We start from the raw sequence: 14,385 nt of genomic DNA, 5'->3' as shown, positions 1-14,385 counted from the left end.
TAGAACAGGGAGAAGAGAGACTAATGTCACACTTAGAACTTGTCAACGTCTAGACGTCTAAACACCCAAATTAATGCAAAGTTATAAGCGTGCCATTGAACATCACATAATAGAAAAGGCTACTTACTAACCAAGTAAGCAACCTTTAGATAACAGGTAGCGTATGCGCAGAAGCTAGCTTTTTGCTAACTTACCGCTTTTGCTAAGTTAGCGTTTTTGTTGGAACGTCACTTGGTATTCGCCAATGCCTTCGTAGTGGAAGGTCGTTGGTTTATCGAAGTCCATCTCTACGATACCGCAGTAAGAACCCGTGATGATTGCTTCACCCGCTTGGAAATCTACGCCACGACGCGTCATGTAGTTAATCAGCCAGTAGATTGGGCTTGGTGGTAATGTATTTGGGTGCTTACCTGCGAATGCTTGAACTTGTTCGCCTTGAGTCACTTCAATATTGATCTCAGCAGAAGTGAACGCTTTTTCGCGGTCAATCTCAGGGCCAATGAACAGACCTTGGTTTACTAGGCCATCAGCAAGCTTTTCGTAGAACTCAGCGCCGCTGTCATCAGCAAAGCGAGATTGCATTAACTCAAGAGCCATATGGCAAGAACCAATCGCTTCATTGATTTGCTCTTCGCTGTAACCTTCTTGGTTTGCAGGCAGGCTCTTAGCAAGCGTAAATGCAATTTCAGGTTCTACGCGAACAACGTTGTTGTCTGCAAATAGTTCACAAACTTCGCCTTGTTGAACGCTGCCCGAAAAGATAGGCGCAACAATAAACTTGTCTTCGGCAAGAGGTAATAAACACTTCCAACCACCCACTTTATCGCTCTTAAGATCAATCATTGATGCTTGAATTTTCAAGGCATCTTCTAGGCTGTTCGGACGGTACTGTTTGTTTAACCTTGGAGCTTTAGTGCCCGCAGTTCGACGACTTAGCAGTTCTTCCGCGGCTTGCTTAAATACATTTGTCATATAATATCACCTTTATTTTTATGACCAGTATAATATCGGATTTGTTGAAGCTTGAATAGACAATTAAACAACGAAGCAACACCGTAAATTCAGCCATCAATTTCCACATATTCTAAACGCAAGCAACTGAAATTATGTTGATTTAAATACAAAAAAAACCAGTAAGTTGGTTACTGGCTTTTCGATGTATTACTGATGATTAGGCTTTACTGCCCTTTCAACGTCTTCTTCAGATTCTGCATGAAGTTTCTGAAGTGAGGCATGAAATCAACAAACAGAGGGTGCTTTCTATCTTGCATCATCATTGGGCCGAGTAAGCGGATGCTCACCCCGAGTCGCGCTGCAGATTGCTCGTCTAAACCACTGTCTTGTTTGATCTTCTCAACAATCGCGAACATGTTTTCTCTGTCTTCAATTTCAAACTGCATGGTTTGCAGTTCACGATCTTCTTTAATGTTCACTTCTTCGATAGTGATACGGTAGTTGTTATGTTTGCCTGTCAATGCTGTCATGTGGATCTCCTAAAATGCTAAAAAGTGTTTTGACTAGCTCTTCATGAATCGTTCGAGCTTAGGTTTTACCGTCATCGACATCACGACCATGATCGTAAGGCCAATAGGAAGCGCAGCAATAAATCCATTAAACCATCCACTGGTAAACGCCGATGTATCCGAAAATCCAATATTATTTGCCGCTGTTACAAATGCCATGATGGACTCCATGATAAAAGCCATAATCAATCCCACGACTAAGTTACGAGCTTTCTCGCCGTTATTGGGTAATACCTTGGCGACCAACTTAGTCACCAAAGTCATCATTACCACGCCAATTGGCATCATAATCACGACAACTAGGGTTAACGAAGAGAGCCAGTTACCGATGAATGCCTCACCGAATCCGACATTCATGTAGGTCATCACGGCCGTTAAGCTGCCGCCAATGGTTAGCATTAAGCTCATCATGACCAAAATTTTGTATAAAACTGGGGTGCCTTTTTGCTCAGGAAGAGTTGGCGTTAGTGTTGCTTGAATCGTCATATCTATTTCCTGTCTTGAATTTACGAACAATTAAGTTGATAATGTCAACTACAAATACTGTAGTTGACATTGTCAACTACTTTTCTGAGGATCGTTTATGTCTGATAACACATCGCTAGAATCCATCTTTCGCTTAGTGCACTCTTTGAAACGTCAAATGAGCGAGCAGATTGAGAGCTTGGACTCTGAGATCGCACCCATGAACATTCGTGTCATGAAGATCATTACCAAGAAGTCTCCATGTACGGCTATCGATATCGCGCACTTCTTAAATCGCGATAAAGCACAGGTCACTCGATTGATTAACGCTTTGATCAGTCAGGAACTTGTGAAGAAATCTCCGAACCCAGAAGACAAGCGTAGCCAGTTATTGGTTCTGACCGATAAGGGTCAAGAGATCATGAGTAAGGTATCGAATATTGATCGAGAGATGCTGCAAAGAATGACCAAAGGCATGGCCGACGACGAGCTAGAACAGTTCCGAAAAGTCGCCAACAAAATGGCTCACAACCTAGAAAGCTGATCTAAAGTACTAAGTCCGAACATTTGAAAATTAGGATGTTAAAAAGCTAGAAAGCTAGAAAGCTAGAAAGCTAGAAAGCTAGAAAGCAAACCTATAAAAATAGGATCGGCTTTCAAAACTTGTTTTTGTAGATTGGCGAGACTAATCAGCAGACCATACATTCTTAAAATCTGGCCATCCCCAGTTGGTGATGGCTACGTTTTTCAGAATACCTTGGAAACGCACGGTTTGTAGGTGGTGGAATATAGGCACTAACCAATAATCTGAGATCAAAGTGGACGCGATAGGTTCTAGCTCTGCCAAGTAATTAGGCAGTTCTACAGAGGCTTTATGACTATCCAAGCGCTGTTTGAGCCAATCACTGTTCAGATCTCCTAAAGCTGAATGCAAAACAGGATCATTCATCATCCACGAGAACAGCGAAGACGGGGCATTGTCATCTAGGTTCAGGTTACACAGCACCAAATCTTCTGTTAGGCCGCCACTTTGAGAAAGCTGCGCCAGTTCTCGAAAACTGTAGGTATTCACTTCAACTTCCACGCCATATCGTTTCAATATGTCTGATACGCAGATGGCACATCGGTACAACGCATAGTAGTCGTAAACCGCAATACTCATCTTTTTCGGCAATTGCGCTTCTACCGAAGGCGTTCGATACAATTTCTGCCAATTTGGCAGTATATTCTGAGCCAAAGACACACTGAACAAACCCTTATTCTGTTCCAACTGAGACAAAATCGCTTGTGGGTTGGTGAGTTCTGAAAGGTATTTACGCTGCTCATTATTCAGTGGACTAGCCACTGAGCTCTGATTAAACAGGATAAATAAGCACCCATCCTCAACTCGGCTACGAAGGCCATCGGTGTCTGCAGAAACAAGCTCCGCATCGCTTTTCCCTAATTGATGAAAACAAGAAGAATCTTCATAAGGCGATACGTGCATCTGACTGTCATCAAACCGAGCGCTGCTCGTCATTGACTCCTCAAACTGCCAGATAGTCACCTCATCGGTTAAAGAACGACAACCATAATAGTGCTCAAATGCAGCGAGTTTGATTCGTTCATTATTGGTCTCAACCACTTTAAATGGTCCGGTTCCAATCACGGTATGCGATACCGAATTTAATGGAGAGGGTTCACGGGTTACTTGCGCCGCTGGTTGAATGGAATATTTAACGCCAGCCAATAAGCCAGCAAAACCAGTATCGGCTTTGGTCAATTGAAAGCTGATTCTTAACGGCTGCTCACTGTAAACCGAAGCAACATGGGCTAACTCTTTCTGATAAAAAGGTAGCGGTTGTAAAGCAGTAAACAACGATACTAGCTGTTTGGCGTCGACGGGGTTACCATCGTGGAAGGTTAAGCCTGGGCGCAAATAGAAAGTCCAAACTAACTTTTCAGCATCATATTCCCAATGGTGCGCCAGTTCAGGCTTCAACTTGCCCTTGCCATTACAAGTGACGAGGCAGCTGAACACTTGCCTAATCAAAAATCGTTCACTGCTGCGGTGAATATGATGTGGAAAAAGATCCTCAAACTTACGCTTGTAGGTTAATTGAACGTGCAGCAACCCTTCACGCATCGTCGCACCAGAGGTTTCTTGGAGGAGAGAGCCAAATACAGCACGGTCATTGTCTAAAATTGAGAGCGCTTTTTCGTACTTGCCCTGTTCGATGAGTTTACTGGCGACATGTTGAGTCAGTTGTTGGCTGCTAAAGCACAATGTCAGGTTAGAACGTTGATTCCTCCCGACTTTTGGCTCCCACACCACCCATTCAGCCTGATGCATCTTACCTAACAAGGTTCTTGCGTGGCGTAAACTGGTAAACAGCTTGTCAGCCACCTCAGTTAATGTCACCGAGTGTGAAAAGTTAGGCTCGAACGAATCTAGCCTTGTGTAGTAACGCATCATGTTTAGATCAGACAAATAATGAACCTTTTTAGAAACAACCCTTCCTGATTAAGCTCATTATAAAACATATCAGCCCAAAAGTAGCGCTAAAAGACAAAAACAGGAACAACTTAGTAAAAACCTATCTGTTTATTACTTCCTATTAAGTGGCCATAATTAATGGGTCAACAAGGAACTTTGAGTTCCCACCAAAGCCTAATACAAGAGAAGTAATCATCATGAGAAAATACTATCTTAACAAGCTTAAAAGCACCTGTAGCAAGCTCGAAAGAGAAGCACTACGAACACTTATAGAGCTATGTAACTGGCGTTATTAGTACACTTTTAAGCACCGAGTTAACGCGAGTTGAGTACAACCTAATATGCTCCTACCCCCAATATGAGTTAGGTCTCAACTCGCTTTTCCATTCAAAACTCCCTCTAAACCCTGCCGTACCAATCACTCACACATACGATAAATTTCTGTTGTCGACTCGACAAATTTAATTCGTTTTCTTAGTTAAACGAAAAGCCTTAAGGTTCGCCCCGAAGCAAGCAAGGAGCCTCAGAAAAACTGAAAGCTCAGCTAACAACTAATTTATTTGCAGCTACCAATCAGGTATTAACTAAGGAAACGCCATGCGTATCGCAATTCTTTCTCGCAACGAAAATCTATACTCTACTTCTCGCTTAAAAGCGGCAGGAGAAGCTCGTGGTCACCAGGTCGATGTTATCGACACGCTGCACTGTGATATAGATATCGCGAGTAACAATCCGAAGATTCGCTACATGGGTGAAGAGCTACCTCAATACGATGCTGTTATTCCACGTATTGGCGCTTCCATTACCTTTTACGGCACTGCGGTTGTTCGCCAATTCGAAATGATGGGCACTTTTTGTATCAATGAGTCAGTAGCAATCAGCCGTTCTCGCGACAAACTGCGCTCACTACAATTGTTGTCTCGTAAAGGTATTGGCTTACCAAAAACAGGTTTCGCTAGCCGCCCAGACAAGATTCAAGACTTGATCAAAAACGTAGGTGGTGCGCCACTGGTTATCAAGCTTCTTGAAGGTACTCAAGGTATCGGCGTGGTTCTAGCAGAAACAAACAAAGCAGCTGAAAGCGTTATCGAAGCATTCATGGGCCTAAAAGCGAACATCTTGGTTCAAGAGTTCATTGAAGAAGCTAATGGCGCAGACATTCGTTGTTTTGTTGTGGGTAACAAGGTTATTGCAGCAATGAAACGCCAAGCTGGTGAGGGTGAATTCCGCTCTAACCTGCACCGTGGCGGTACAGCTCAATTGGTTAAACTAACCAAAGAAGAGCGCGCTACAGCGATCAATGCAGCTAAAATCATGGGTTTAAACCTATGTGGTGTCGATATTCTACAATCTAAGAATGGCCCTGTTGTAATGGAAGTGAACTCTTCTCCAGGCCTAGAAGGTATCGAGAAAGCGACAGGTAAAGATGTAGCAGACATGATTTTCGGATTCATCGAAAAAAATGCAAAACCAAACGCTAACCGTACTCGTGGCAAAGGCTGATTAAACGCCGTTTACTCATGATTGGAAAAAACATGAACAATAAAATGATCATAGGGAATACAGAAGCACTTTGCTTACCAGAGTTAGGGATAACTGGACTACATACGCGTGTTGATACAGGGGCTCAAACCTCTTCTCTGCACGTAGACAATCTACTATGTGTAAAAACAGACGGTGAAAACTTCGTTGAGTTCGATCTTCACCCAGACGTTTACCACCTAGAAGAGACTGTGCGCTGCAAGGCGAAGCTGAAAACGAGTAAAAGAATCAAATCATCGAACGGCGAAGTTGAACACCGTTGTGTGATTGAAACCATGCTAAAAATTGGTGGTCAGGAATGGCCTATCGATATCACACTAAGCAACCGTCAAGATATGACTTATATGATGCTGCTTGGTCGTCAAGGCATGAGTGACAAAGTGATTGTTGACCCAGCGGGCGAATTTCTAATTTCTCACTAATTGAACTGCTCCACAGCTCAAATAGTGAGTCAACAACGCGTATTAATAAGGCCAGTCTTTGAGACTGGCCTTTATTATTTATGGCGATTTTTTTTCTCTTTAAACCCAAACCGCCAAACAGATTTTAGCAAGCCTTTGAGTTTAATCTTAGTCACTCGCCAATGTGTTACTGGCCTTCTTGGTGCACTCATCAGCAGGTGTTCAAACGCTTGCTCACTCAAATTCACTTGTCCCCCATGCGCCACCAGCAAGGTGTCGAGCTGCATGTTATAAATACGAGATACCGACTCTCGATACTTATTGGGATGAAAAATTGGGAAAGGCGGAATCAGCTTCTTTTTCACTTCCACCATTAGGTCTGCCACATAGGCAACGCTGTGAGAGGGACAATAAACTGAAAGATCTCTGTCAGTGTGCCCCGGTGTTTCTAGAACCAACCAGTCATCAAAACCCGGAATGCTCTCACCATCCGACAGCTTGTAGTCCGGCTTTAATTTTCTTGAATACCATAGGTTAGCTTTAGGCTTACCCAATCTGTTTGCCATCCATCGTGCAAGCGCCAGATCAGTCAGGTGCATCAATATGCCATCGATACCGTGATACCAGTTTTTATCTCGATTTGCTGCTACCAAATTACAATTGGTGAGCTTTCTGAGCTTATGCGCTGCTCCTGCATGGTCTGGGTGCATGTGCGTCACGACCACTGTATGCAGGTCACTAAATTCGCGACCAAGCTCTTCTTTAATGAAAGCTCTAAGATGTGGTATATCCGCTCGGCACGCGCCATCAAGTAACAGCAACCGATCTGGATACTCTACGAGATACATTTCTTGGATATAGCCTTTGATGGTATGAAGTTGCAAACCGTATTCCTATTCGTTATTCCAGCCGATCAGAACTGATTAACAGTTCAGCAACAAGTGGTCTAACCAGAATATAGCAAAGATCAACAAACTGTGGTTTTGTGAGTTCAAAATTACTGACATTGATAACAAAAAGATGAACCTGTTACCCGAAACAAAAAGTAATCACAATATAAAATTGCTTTCATCATTATGATTTTTAAGTACTAAGTTTAAATTTAACCCATTATCGATATGCATGAAAGAAAACCGATTAAAGCTCATTACCAAATTTATTTTGAAGGTGTAACAAATACAATGCTGTTGATGAATGTTAACCCATTGGTAACATTTACGTGAATTATCAAGGGGAATAAAATGAAAAAAACATTAATCAACACCGTGCTAGTGAGCGCAATTTTATCTACTTATGCACATGCAGAGGCTGAACTCACTCCAAAACAAGCTACCGTGGTCGCGACCATGACTGAACGCCCAGGTAACCCTTCAGTTACACCAGATGGGCGTTTATTGTTGAGCGTTCATCCGCTTGATCATCCAACGACTAAAGTAATCGAGTTAAGCGTGGCTGGAAATCAAACGCCATACCCGACAATGGAATATGCACAAGGTGAAAACTCTCAGTTTAAAGCCGTCATTGCCATTCGGACGGATGACAACGGAGTCGCGTGGATCCTCGATCTGGCGACTCATACCATAACGGGCTGGGATACTCGAAATGAAGCCTTGATCAAAACGATAAAAATACCTGATTCTGTTCTAAAACCGACAAGCTTTCTGCAAGACTTTGCTTTAGACCAAAAAAGACAGCGCATTATTATTGCTGATATGACCCAGAATGATCTAAAAAGTGAGGCAATCCCAGCCTTTGTAACAGTCGACCTGAAGACAGGGAAAGCGGTTCGAGTGGCAGAAAACCACCCATCAATGAAAGCCGACAGTAAAACTGGTTTTGCGTTAAACCCAATCACCATCGATCCATCCTACGAATGGATTTATTTCGGAGCTGTTAATGGACGCACCATTTATCGAGTCAAAGCAAGTGAGTTCGATAACAATGGCAAGACAGTCGCAGATAATATTAAAAGATACGCAGATAAACCCTATTCAGATGGTATTACTGTAGACAGTGCTCAGAACGTTTATGTGACGGATATTGAGAGTAATGCTATTGGAGTTTCCACACCAAAAGGATATCGAATCATAGCCACACTATCAGACAACCAAACTTGGCCTGATGGCATGTCATTTGGCCCTAACGGTTATATTTACGTAACGGTCAACCAGCTTGATCGAACAGCTGCCTTAAACAACGGTAAAGATACCGGTACTAGACCATTCGAAGTCGTCCGAATCAAAGCACTCGCTAAAGGGACAACCGGACGATAATCCAACAGAAGTGAGCCTTTAAACTGGTTCACTTTTTCTTTTCGGTTGTTCTTCCCTTTTATCTTCACCAGTAAACTACAAGCATTAGTCGTGACGACAAAATATGTGATTTGTTGGCCTGAGTTAATCGGACTATATATGCGCCTCTAATTTATTGTCTGAGTGCTATACATGAACCAACTTATCGATGCTCTTTCTACCCAAGGCTATTTCGTTTGGGATGACTTCTTAACTAACGAAGAAGTGGTGGCATTGAGGGATTGCATTCCAGAGAACTGGAAAAAGGCTAGGATCGGCCGTAACGATGACGTAGCACGAGAAGCAACGATTCGTAGTGACAAAATTCAGTGGGTACGCCGTGATATGGGCGAACCAGCATCTCTGTTCCTAGACAAAATGGAACAAATTCGTTTAGAGGCAAATCAAGCGTTCTTTTTAGGTCTGTTCGAATACGAAGCGCACTTTGCGAAATACGAAAAAGGTGATTTTTACCAGAAGCACTTAGACTGCTTCAAAGGCAATGAAAACCGCCGCCTGACCACCGTGTTCTACATGAATGACGAATGGTCTGAGGAAGACGCAGGGGAGCTCGTGGTTTACGATCTAAAAGACAATCACATCGCGACCATTCCACCAAAGTCAGGCCGCTTATTTGTGTTCTTGTCGGAACAATTCCCACACGAGGTACTGCCAACCAACACAGAGCGTTTCAGCATTGCTGGTTGGTTCCGTATTAATGGTGTGAAAGACAACCAACTCGACATCGCGCACTAACACTGTATCCACATCGAACTTTACTCTTAAGCCTCTCCCTCAAGAGGCTTTTTTGTTGGACAACAGTTGTTCAATAAAACGTCTTAAGAACCGAACCTATTAAACATCAAAACCATCAATAACTTTTCTCTTAAATAAAATCGAAACGAATCTTTCATATCAGTGAAACGGTTTAGCCACGTAAGTGAAATATACCCTGTTCAAGATAGCTTCAAACGATACCCCTACCGTCTCGTTAATACTCTAATTCAATACATCTACATCGATTTCATCCAAAAGGAAAAGAAGATGAATAAGCTAATTTTGGCAGGCGTTCTTTCTGCGACAGCGGCAATGCCAGCGTTCGCAACGACTCAAGTCACTTGGTGGCACGCAATGGGCGGACAACTTGGAGAAACCGTCAATAAGATTGCGACGGACTTTAATGCGTCACAAGATGATTACAAGATCACGCCAATCTATAAAGGTTCATACACAGAGACCTTAACAGCGGGTATCGCGGCATATCGAGCAGGCGAAGCTCCTAACATTCTACAAGTATTCGATGCCGGTGCTGCCACCATCATGAACGCTAAAGGCGTCGCGAAACCGGTACAGGATATTCTGGTAGAGTCGGGCTACAGCTTTAATTCGAACGACTACCTAGCGGGCGTTCGTAACTTCTATGCCGACAACCAAGGCAAGATGGTTGGTATGCCTTTCAACAGTTCAACCCCAGTGCTGTACTACAACAAAGACCTTCTTGCGGAAGTGGGTGCTAAAGCGCCTAAGACTTATGAAGAACTCGAAGTGGTTGCTAAGAAACTGAAGGCCGAAGGACACATCGCGTTTTCTCAATCTCTAACACCATGGATCATGTTCGAGAACTTTAAGTCACGCCATAACCTACCAGTCTCTGACCAGAGCAATGGCTATGACGGCCTATCCACTAAAATTATGTTCAACACCAAAGACATGATGATGCACGTTAGCAAGATGAAAGAGTGGTCAGATCTAGGTTACTACAAGTATTACGGCAGCGATTGGGATGCGAACCAAACGCCTTTCGAACGCCAAGAAGTGGCAATGTGGATGGGCTCTTCAGGTTCATTCGGTGGTTTACGTAACCGCGTACCTTTCGAGTTAGGCACAACTTATCTTCCATACTGGAAATCGGTTAACCCGGATGCTGGCTTAACCTTCATTGGCGGTGCAGCTCTGTTTGCACTCAATGGCCATGACCAACAACAAGACAAAGGTGTGGCAGCGTTCTTTGATTACCTGACTAAGCCTGAAACTCAAGTTTACTGGCACAAAACCACTGGCTATGTACCTGTAACGACCGCTGCCTATGAACTAGCGAAAGAGTCTGGCTACTACAAAGAACAGCCAGACGCGGAAGTGGGCGTAAAGCAGCTAAGCCTTAAATCGGGCGAATGGACTAAGGGCTACCGCTTAGGTTATTACCCGCAGATCCGTGAAGTGATGCACCGTGAGTTCGATAACATCTTCGCCGACCGCTCTAGCGTCGAGAACAGCCTAGACAAGGTCGAAGATGAAAGCAGCAAACTACTAAAACGTTTCGCTCGCACCATGAACTAATTCTGCTTTTTAGCTAAAGCAGATAACTGAACTAAAGGCTTAACAAACCAAATCAGTTCAACAAACCAAAGCAGTTCATCGCTCCTCACAACTTGTCACTGCGATTAAAAACGTAATGGCAAAGTGTGAGGAGATTGTTCATTAGCGCCATTTCTTGCTCCAACAACGATAACTCAACTGGATGCATTCCTTAATACCGCGCTAGTGATTTAGGTCGCTAATAGTGGCTACTGTAACTATTAGTGGTCACTGTAAATATTAGTGGCCACTGTAACTATTTTTAGGGATTACCCTGTGGAACGACGTCAGCAATTCTTTCACTCTCCGCTGCCTTACCTATTTTTGGCGCCTCAGATACTCATCATTGCCGTTTTCTTTATCTACCCAGCGACAAAAGCGGTATACCTGTCTTTTATGTTGGAAGACCCTTGGGGCACCTCTTCCATCTTCGTGTGGTTTGAGAACTATCAAATGCTATTTGAATCGAGTGAGTACCTCAACTCGATTGGCTTCACCTTGATGTTTGCGATTGTGGTCTCTTTCCTATCGCTTACTTTAGCGCTGCTGCTCGCGGTCAAAGCTGACAATATCATTCATGGTCAAGGGGCTTACAAAGTCACTCTCACTTGGGTTTATGCAGTTGCACCCGCGATAGCAGGCGTTATCGGTGCTTTCTTGTTTAATCCGCACATTGGTGTATTTACCGAATTATTTACCGTTGTGGGTTGGGACTTCAGTTTCCAAACCGATCCTGTTGATGCCACGTTTGCTCTGATTTTGGTGTCCGTGTGGAAACAGGTTTCGGTGAACTTCATCTACTTTCTAGCGGGGCTTCAATCGATCTCTTACGCCGTAAAAGAAGCAGCGATGCTGGATTGTATCAGTGACTCGAAACGTTTCTGGACCATCACTTTCCCACTACTCGCCCCAACTGGCTTCTTTCTATTGGTCATCAACCTCACCTACTCGTTCTTTGAAACCTTTGGTGTGATAGACACCATGACCAATGGCGGTCCAGGTGGTGGCACCACTTCGTTAGTCTACAAAGTGTATCGAGATGGTTTTGTCGGCGCAGATTTAGGCGGCAGCTCCGCACAATCAGTTGTGCTTTTACTGTTGGTCCTCGCTCTTACATTCATCCAGTTTCGCGTTGTAGAAAAGCGTGTTCATTACTAGCCCACTACAGCTAGGTTTTAACACGACAGGAGTTATCTATGAAAAGTAATAAGGTCTCTGACCACCTAATTTTAATTGCTGGGATGCTGTTTATGTTAGTCCCTATCTGGCTAATCTTCGCCAGTTCGACCCACAACCCAAACACTATTGTCAGCGAAGGCCTGCAATGGCTACCGGGCGATAACTTTACGACCATTTATAGCGAAGCTTGGAACAAAAGCATGGGCTTTAGTGGCGAAGTCACCGCCAGCAAAATGATCGCCAACTCAATGATCATGGGGTTAGGTTTTGCGATCGGTAAGATCATCATTTCGATGATGGCAGCGTATGCATTGGTCTACTTTCGACTACCTTACGCCACGGCGTGGTTTTGGTTGATTTTTGTGACCCTGCTATTGCCATTGGAGGTTCGCATAATCCCATCTTACGAAGTTGTTGCAGGGCTCGGTCTTCTTAATAGCTACACAGGGTTGATTCTGCCTTTGATCGCCTCAGCCACCGCAACATTCTTTTTTAGGCAGTTCTTCAAGACCATCCCAGATGAATTATTAGAAGCTGCTCAACTAGATAACGCAGGTCCATTTCGATTTTTTGTCGATATCTTACTGCCGCTATCTAAGACCATGATCGCCGCGATCTTCATCATCATGTTTGTTGTGGGTTGGAACCAGTACCTGTGGCCAATCATCATAACCACAGACGAAGGCTACAACACCATCGTGATGGGCATCAAGCAAGTACTCAACAACATCAATGAAACCAGTTTACCGCGCTACGACTATGCTTTCGCCATGGTGATTTTAGCCATGTTACCACCCGTTTTAGTGGTGGTTGTATTTCAGCGTTGGTTTGTAAAAGGGCTAGTAGAAAGTGAAAAATAATAACGACACAACTCAAATGAACGATAACCGCATTCAATCACTCGATGAGTACAAAACGTCTCACCCAGCTTCTCCGAACAAAACAGAGGACAAACCGATGCCAAACCCAAAACAGACGCTAACGCACAAACAAGACACTCAGAATTGTATGCGTAAAGCTCCCACCATGTTGGGTATCAAAAACTTGGTGAAGACGTATGAAAACGGCCATCAAGCCGTCAAAGGCGTCTCACTTGATATCGATGAGGGTGAATTCCTTGTTTTGGTCGGCCCTTCTGGTTGTGGAAAGTCTTCTATCCTACGTTCCATTGCGGGTTTGGAAAGCATCTCTGGCGGTGAGATACACTTAGCTGGTCGTCGGGTCGATACCGAGAAACCAGCCCTGCGTGATATCGCGATGGTTTTCCAGAATTACGCACTCTACCCTCACATGACGGTGTATAAGAACCTCGCTTATGGCTTAAAGAACCGAGGTGTCAGTCAGCACCTTATTGAAGAGAAGATTGAAAGAGTCGCCAAAACACTGAAAATAGAAGAGTACCTAGATCGCAAGCCCGCCAAATTATCTGGAGGTCAGCGCCAACGAGTTGCTATGGGGCGAGCGATCGTCCGCGATCCACAATTGTTCTTGTTTGATGAACCTTTGTCTAACCTAGATGCATCACTGCGTGCTCACATGAGACTAGAAATCAAAAAACTGCAGCGCGAACTCGGTGTCACTAGTGTTTACGTCACTCACGACCAAGTTGAAGCCATGACGCTAGCAGACAGAATCGTAGTACTCAACAAAGGTCAGATAGAGCAAGTCGGTACACCAAGAGAGGTCTACCACCAGCCAGCGAGTATCTTTGTGGCAAGCTTCATTGGCAGCCCTGCGATGAATTTCTTACCAGCAACACTTGACGACGGCTACCTTGAGATTGGCGATCAGCAAATGTACTTACCAGAATACGCTCACGTTAAGAACACCACTATCACGCTTGGTATTCGCCCAGAGCACTCAGAGGTTTGTACCGAATTAGTCATGAACGCTCTGCCGCTTGAATTACGCATCAGCGTGGTTGAGCCTTTAGGGCCAAATCAATTAGTTCATGGCCTTGTGAACGAACAACCTTTTATTGCAGTGACACCCGAAACGACGTTGTCCCAAGCCGTCCCCCTCGGGCTAAGCATCGATAAATCCAACCTGCATATTTTTGACAATCTTGGCAAACGCATTCACCCAAATAACTTCACATCACAGGAGTCACACGAAGATGCGACAAGCTTAACGACGGCTCTAGCTTAATCGAG

General features: G+C 44.0%; 14 protein-coding genes. 9 read left to right on the top strand and 5 right to left on the bottom strand.

Translation table 11 applies throughout. The features are described 5' to 3' along the window. Positions 1 to 207: 207 nt before the first annotated feature. The 3 genes from BCU75_RS07300 to BCU75_RS07290 form a co-directional block, all read right to left on the bottom strand. The gene (locus BCU75_RS07300) at positions 208 to 972 is read right to left on the bottom strand and encodes a hydratase (protein ID WP_102473380.1); all 765 of its coding nucleotides are present in this window, start codon (positions 970 to 972) and stop codon (positions 208 to 210) included. A gap of 206 nt (positions 973 to 1,178) precedes the next feature. Further along, entirely contained in the window at positions 1,179 to 1,484 is a 306-nt protein-coding gene (locus BCU75_RS07295) for a DUF3861 domain-containing protein (protein WP_102473379.1), read from the bottom strand. 33 nt (positions 1,485 to 1,517) lie between these two features. Further along, on the bottom strand, positions 1,518 to 2,009 hold the full coding sequence (locus BCU75_RS07290; protein ID WP_102473378.1) for a DUF2798 domain-containing protein: 492 nt from the start codon (positions 2,007 to 2,009) through the stop codon (positions 1,518 to 1,520). A 97-nt stretch (positions 2,010 to 2,106) separates the two neighbouring features. Between BCU75_RS07290 and BCU75_RS07285 the strand changes: the two genes are divergently transcribed. Continuing rightward, positions 2,107 to 2,532, top strand: a complete 426-nt coding sequence (locus BCU75_RS07285; RefSeq protein ID WP_076676326.1) for a MarR family winged helix-turn-helix transcriptional regulator — start codon at positions 2,107 to 2,109, stop codon at positions 2,530 to 2,532. Between the two features lie 141 nt (positions 2,533 to 2,673). Here BCU75_RS07285 and BCU75_RS07280 read toward each other — a convergent pair whose 3' ends face one another. After that, positions 2,674 to 4,458 carry an SgrR family transcriptional regulator gene (locus BCU75_RS07280; RefSeq protein ID WP_102473377.1) on the bottom strand — a complete coding sequence of 595 codons (1,785 nt, stop codon included), beginning with the start codon at positions 4,456 to 4,458 and terminating at the stop codon, positions 2,674 to 2,676. A 603-nt stretch (positions 4,459 to 5,061) separates the two neighbouring features. On the opposite strand from BCU75_RS07280, the gene rimK reads away from it, so the two are divergent. Further along, positions 5,062 to 5,967, top strand: a complete 906-nt coding sequence (gene rimK / locus BCU75_RS07275) for a 30S ribosomal protein S6--L-glutamate ligase (protein ID WP_010428457.1) — start codon at positions 5,062 to 5,064, stop codon at positions 5,965 to 5,967. Positions 5,968 to 5,999: 32 nt separating this feature from the next. Further along, positions 6,000 to 6,428: an ATP-dependent zinc protease family protein gene (locus tag BCU75_RS07270; RefSeq protein ID WP_004733090.1), complete on the top strand. Its 429-nt coding sequence runs from the start codon at positions 6,000 to 6,002 to the stop codon at positions 6,426 to 6,428. 74 nt (positions 6,429 to 6,502) lie between these two features. On the opposite strand, the gene BCU75_RS07265 is transcribed toward BCU75_RS07270, so the two are convergent. Continuing rightward, positions 6,503 to 7,291 (bottom strand): MBL fold metallo-hydrolase, encoded by a 789-nt coding sequence (locus BCU75_RS07265; protein WP_102473376.1) that lies wholly within the window; start codon positions 7,289 to 7,291, stop codon positions 6,503 to 6,505. 357 nt (positions 7,292 to 7,648) lie between these two features. On the opposite strand from BCU75_RS07265, the gene BCU75_RS07260 reads away from it, so the two are divergent. From BCU75_RS07260 to BCU75_RS07235, 6 genes are all read left to right on the top strand, one after another. Then, the gene (locus BCU75_RS07260) at positions 7,649 to 8,680 is read left to right on the top strand and encodes an L-dopachrome tautomerase-related protein (protein WP_102473375.1); all 1,032 of its coding nucleotides are present in this window, start codon (positions 7,649 to 7,651) and stop codon (positions 8,678 to 8,680) included. 171 nt (positions 8,681 to 8,851) lie between these two features. Next, positions 8,852 to 9,454: a 2OG-Fe(II) oxygenase gene (locus tag BCU75_RS07255; RefSeq protein ID WP_102473374.1), complete on the top strand. Its 603-nt coding sequence runs from the start codon at positions 8,852 to 8,854 to the stop codon at positions 9,452 to 9,454. 288 nt (positions 9,455 to 9,742) lie between these two features. Next, on the top strand, positions 9,743 to 11,035 hold the full coding sequence (locus BCU75_RS07250; protein ID WP_102473373.1) for an extracellular solute-binding protein: 1,293 nt from the start codon (positions 9,743 to 9,745) through the stop codon (positions 11,033 to 11,035). Between the two features lie 294 nt (positions 11,036 to 11,329). Further along, positions 11,330 to 12,211, top strand: coding sequence for an ABC transporter permease subunit (locus BCU75_RS07245; RefSeq protein ID WP_102473372.1), 882 nt, complete (start codon positions 11,330 to 11,332; stop codon positions 12,209 to 12,211). Positions 12,212 to 12,249: 38 nt separating this feature from the next. Continuing rightward, a complete protein-coding gene (ugpE, locus tag BCU75_RS07240; protein WP_102473371.1) occupies positions 12,250 to 13,092 on the top strand; it encodes a sn-glycerol-3-phosphate ABC transporter permease UgpE in 843 nt (280 codons plus the stop codon). Further along, on the top strand, positions 13,082 to 14,380 hold the full coding sequence (locus BCU75_RS07235; protein ID WP_102473370.1) for a sn-glycerol-3-phosphate import ATP-binding protein UgpC: 1,299 nt from the start codon (positions 13,082 to 13,084) through the stop codon (positions 14,378 to 14,380). The genes ugpE and BCU75_RS07235 overlap by 11 nt, the downstream gene beginning before the upstream one ends. The last annotated feature ends 5 nt before the right edge of the window (positions 14,381 to 14,385 follow it).

The organism is Vibrio splendidus, from assembly GCF_002873455.1.
Lineage (GTDB): Bacteria > Pseudomonadota > Gammaproteobacteria > Enterobacterales > Vibrionaceae > Vibrio > Vibrio splendidus_J.
The sequence above is the reverse complement of the archived record's forward strand: the minus strand, read 5'-3'. Positions and strand labels throughout refer to the sequence as shown.

Bases quoted from the DNA above. Each gene is read 5' to 3' on its own strand.
- rimK (WP_010428457.1), top strand. From the start codon at position 5,062: ATGCGTATCGCAATTCTTTCTCGCAACGAAAATCTATACTCTACTTCT.
- BCU75_RS07290 (WP_102473378.1), bottom strand. From the start codon at position 2,009: ATGACGATTCAAGCAACACTAACGCCAACTCTTCCTGAGCAAAAAGGC.
- BCU75_RS07250 (WP_102473373.1), top strand. From the start codon at position 9,743: ATGAATAAGCTAATTTTGGCAGGCGTTCTTTCTGCGACAGCGGCAATG.
- BCU75_RS07255 (WP_102473374.1), top strand. From the start codon at position 8,852: ATGAACCAACTTATCGATGCTCTTTCTACCCAAGGCTATTTCGTTTGG.
- BCU75_RS07295 (WP_102473379.1), bottom strand. From the start codon at position 1,484: ATGACAGCATTGACAGGCAAACATAACAACTACCGTATCACTATCGAA.
- ugpE (WP_102473371.1), top strand. From the start codon at position 12,250: ATGAAAAGTAATAAGGTCTCTGACCACCTAATTTTAATTGCTGGGATG.
- BCU75_RS07300 (WP_102473380.1), bottom strand. From the start codon at position 972: ATGACAAATGTATTTAAGCAAGCCGCGGAAGAACTGCTAAGTCGTCGA.
- BCU75_RS07270 (WP_004733090.1), top strand. From the start codon at position 6,000: ATGAACAATAAAATGATCATAGGGAATACAGAAGCACTTTGCTTACCA.
- BCU75_RS07260 (WP_102473375.1), top strand. From the start codon at position 7,649: ATGAAAAAAACATTAATCAACACCGTGCTAGTGAGCGCAATTTTATCT.
- BCU75_RS07285 (WP_076676326.1), top strand. From the start codon at position 2,107: ATGTCTGATAACACATCGCTAGAATCCATCTTTCGCTTAGTGCACTCT.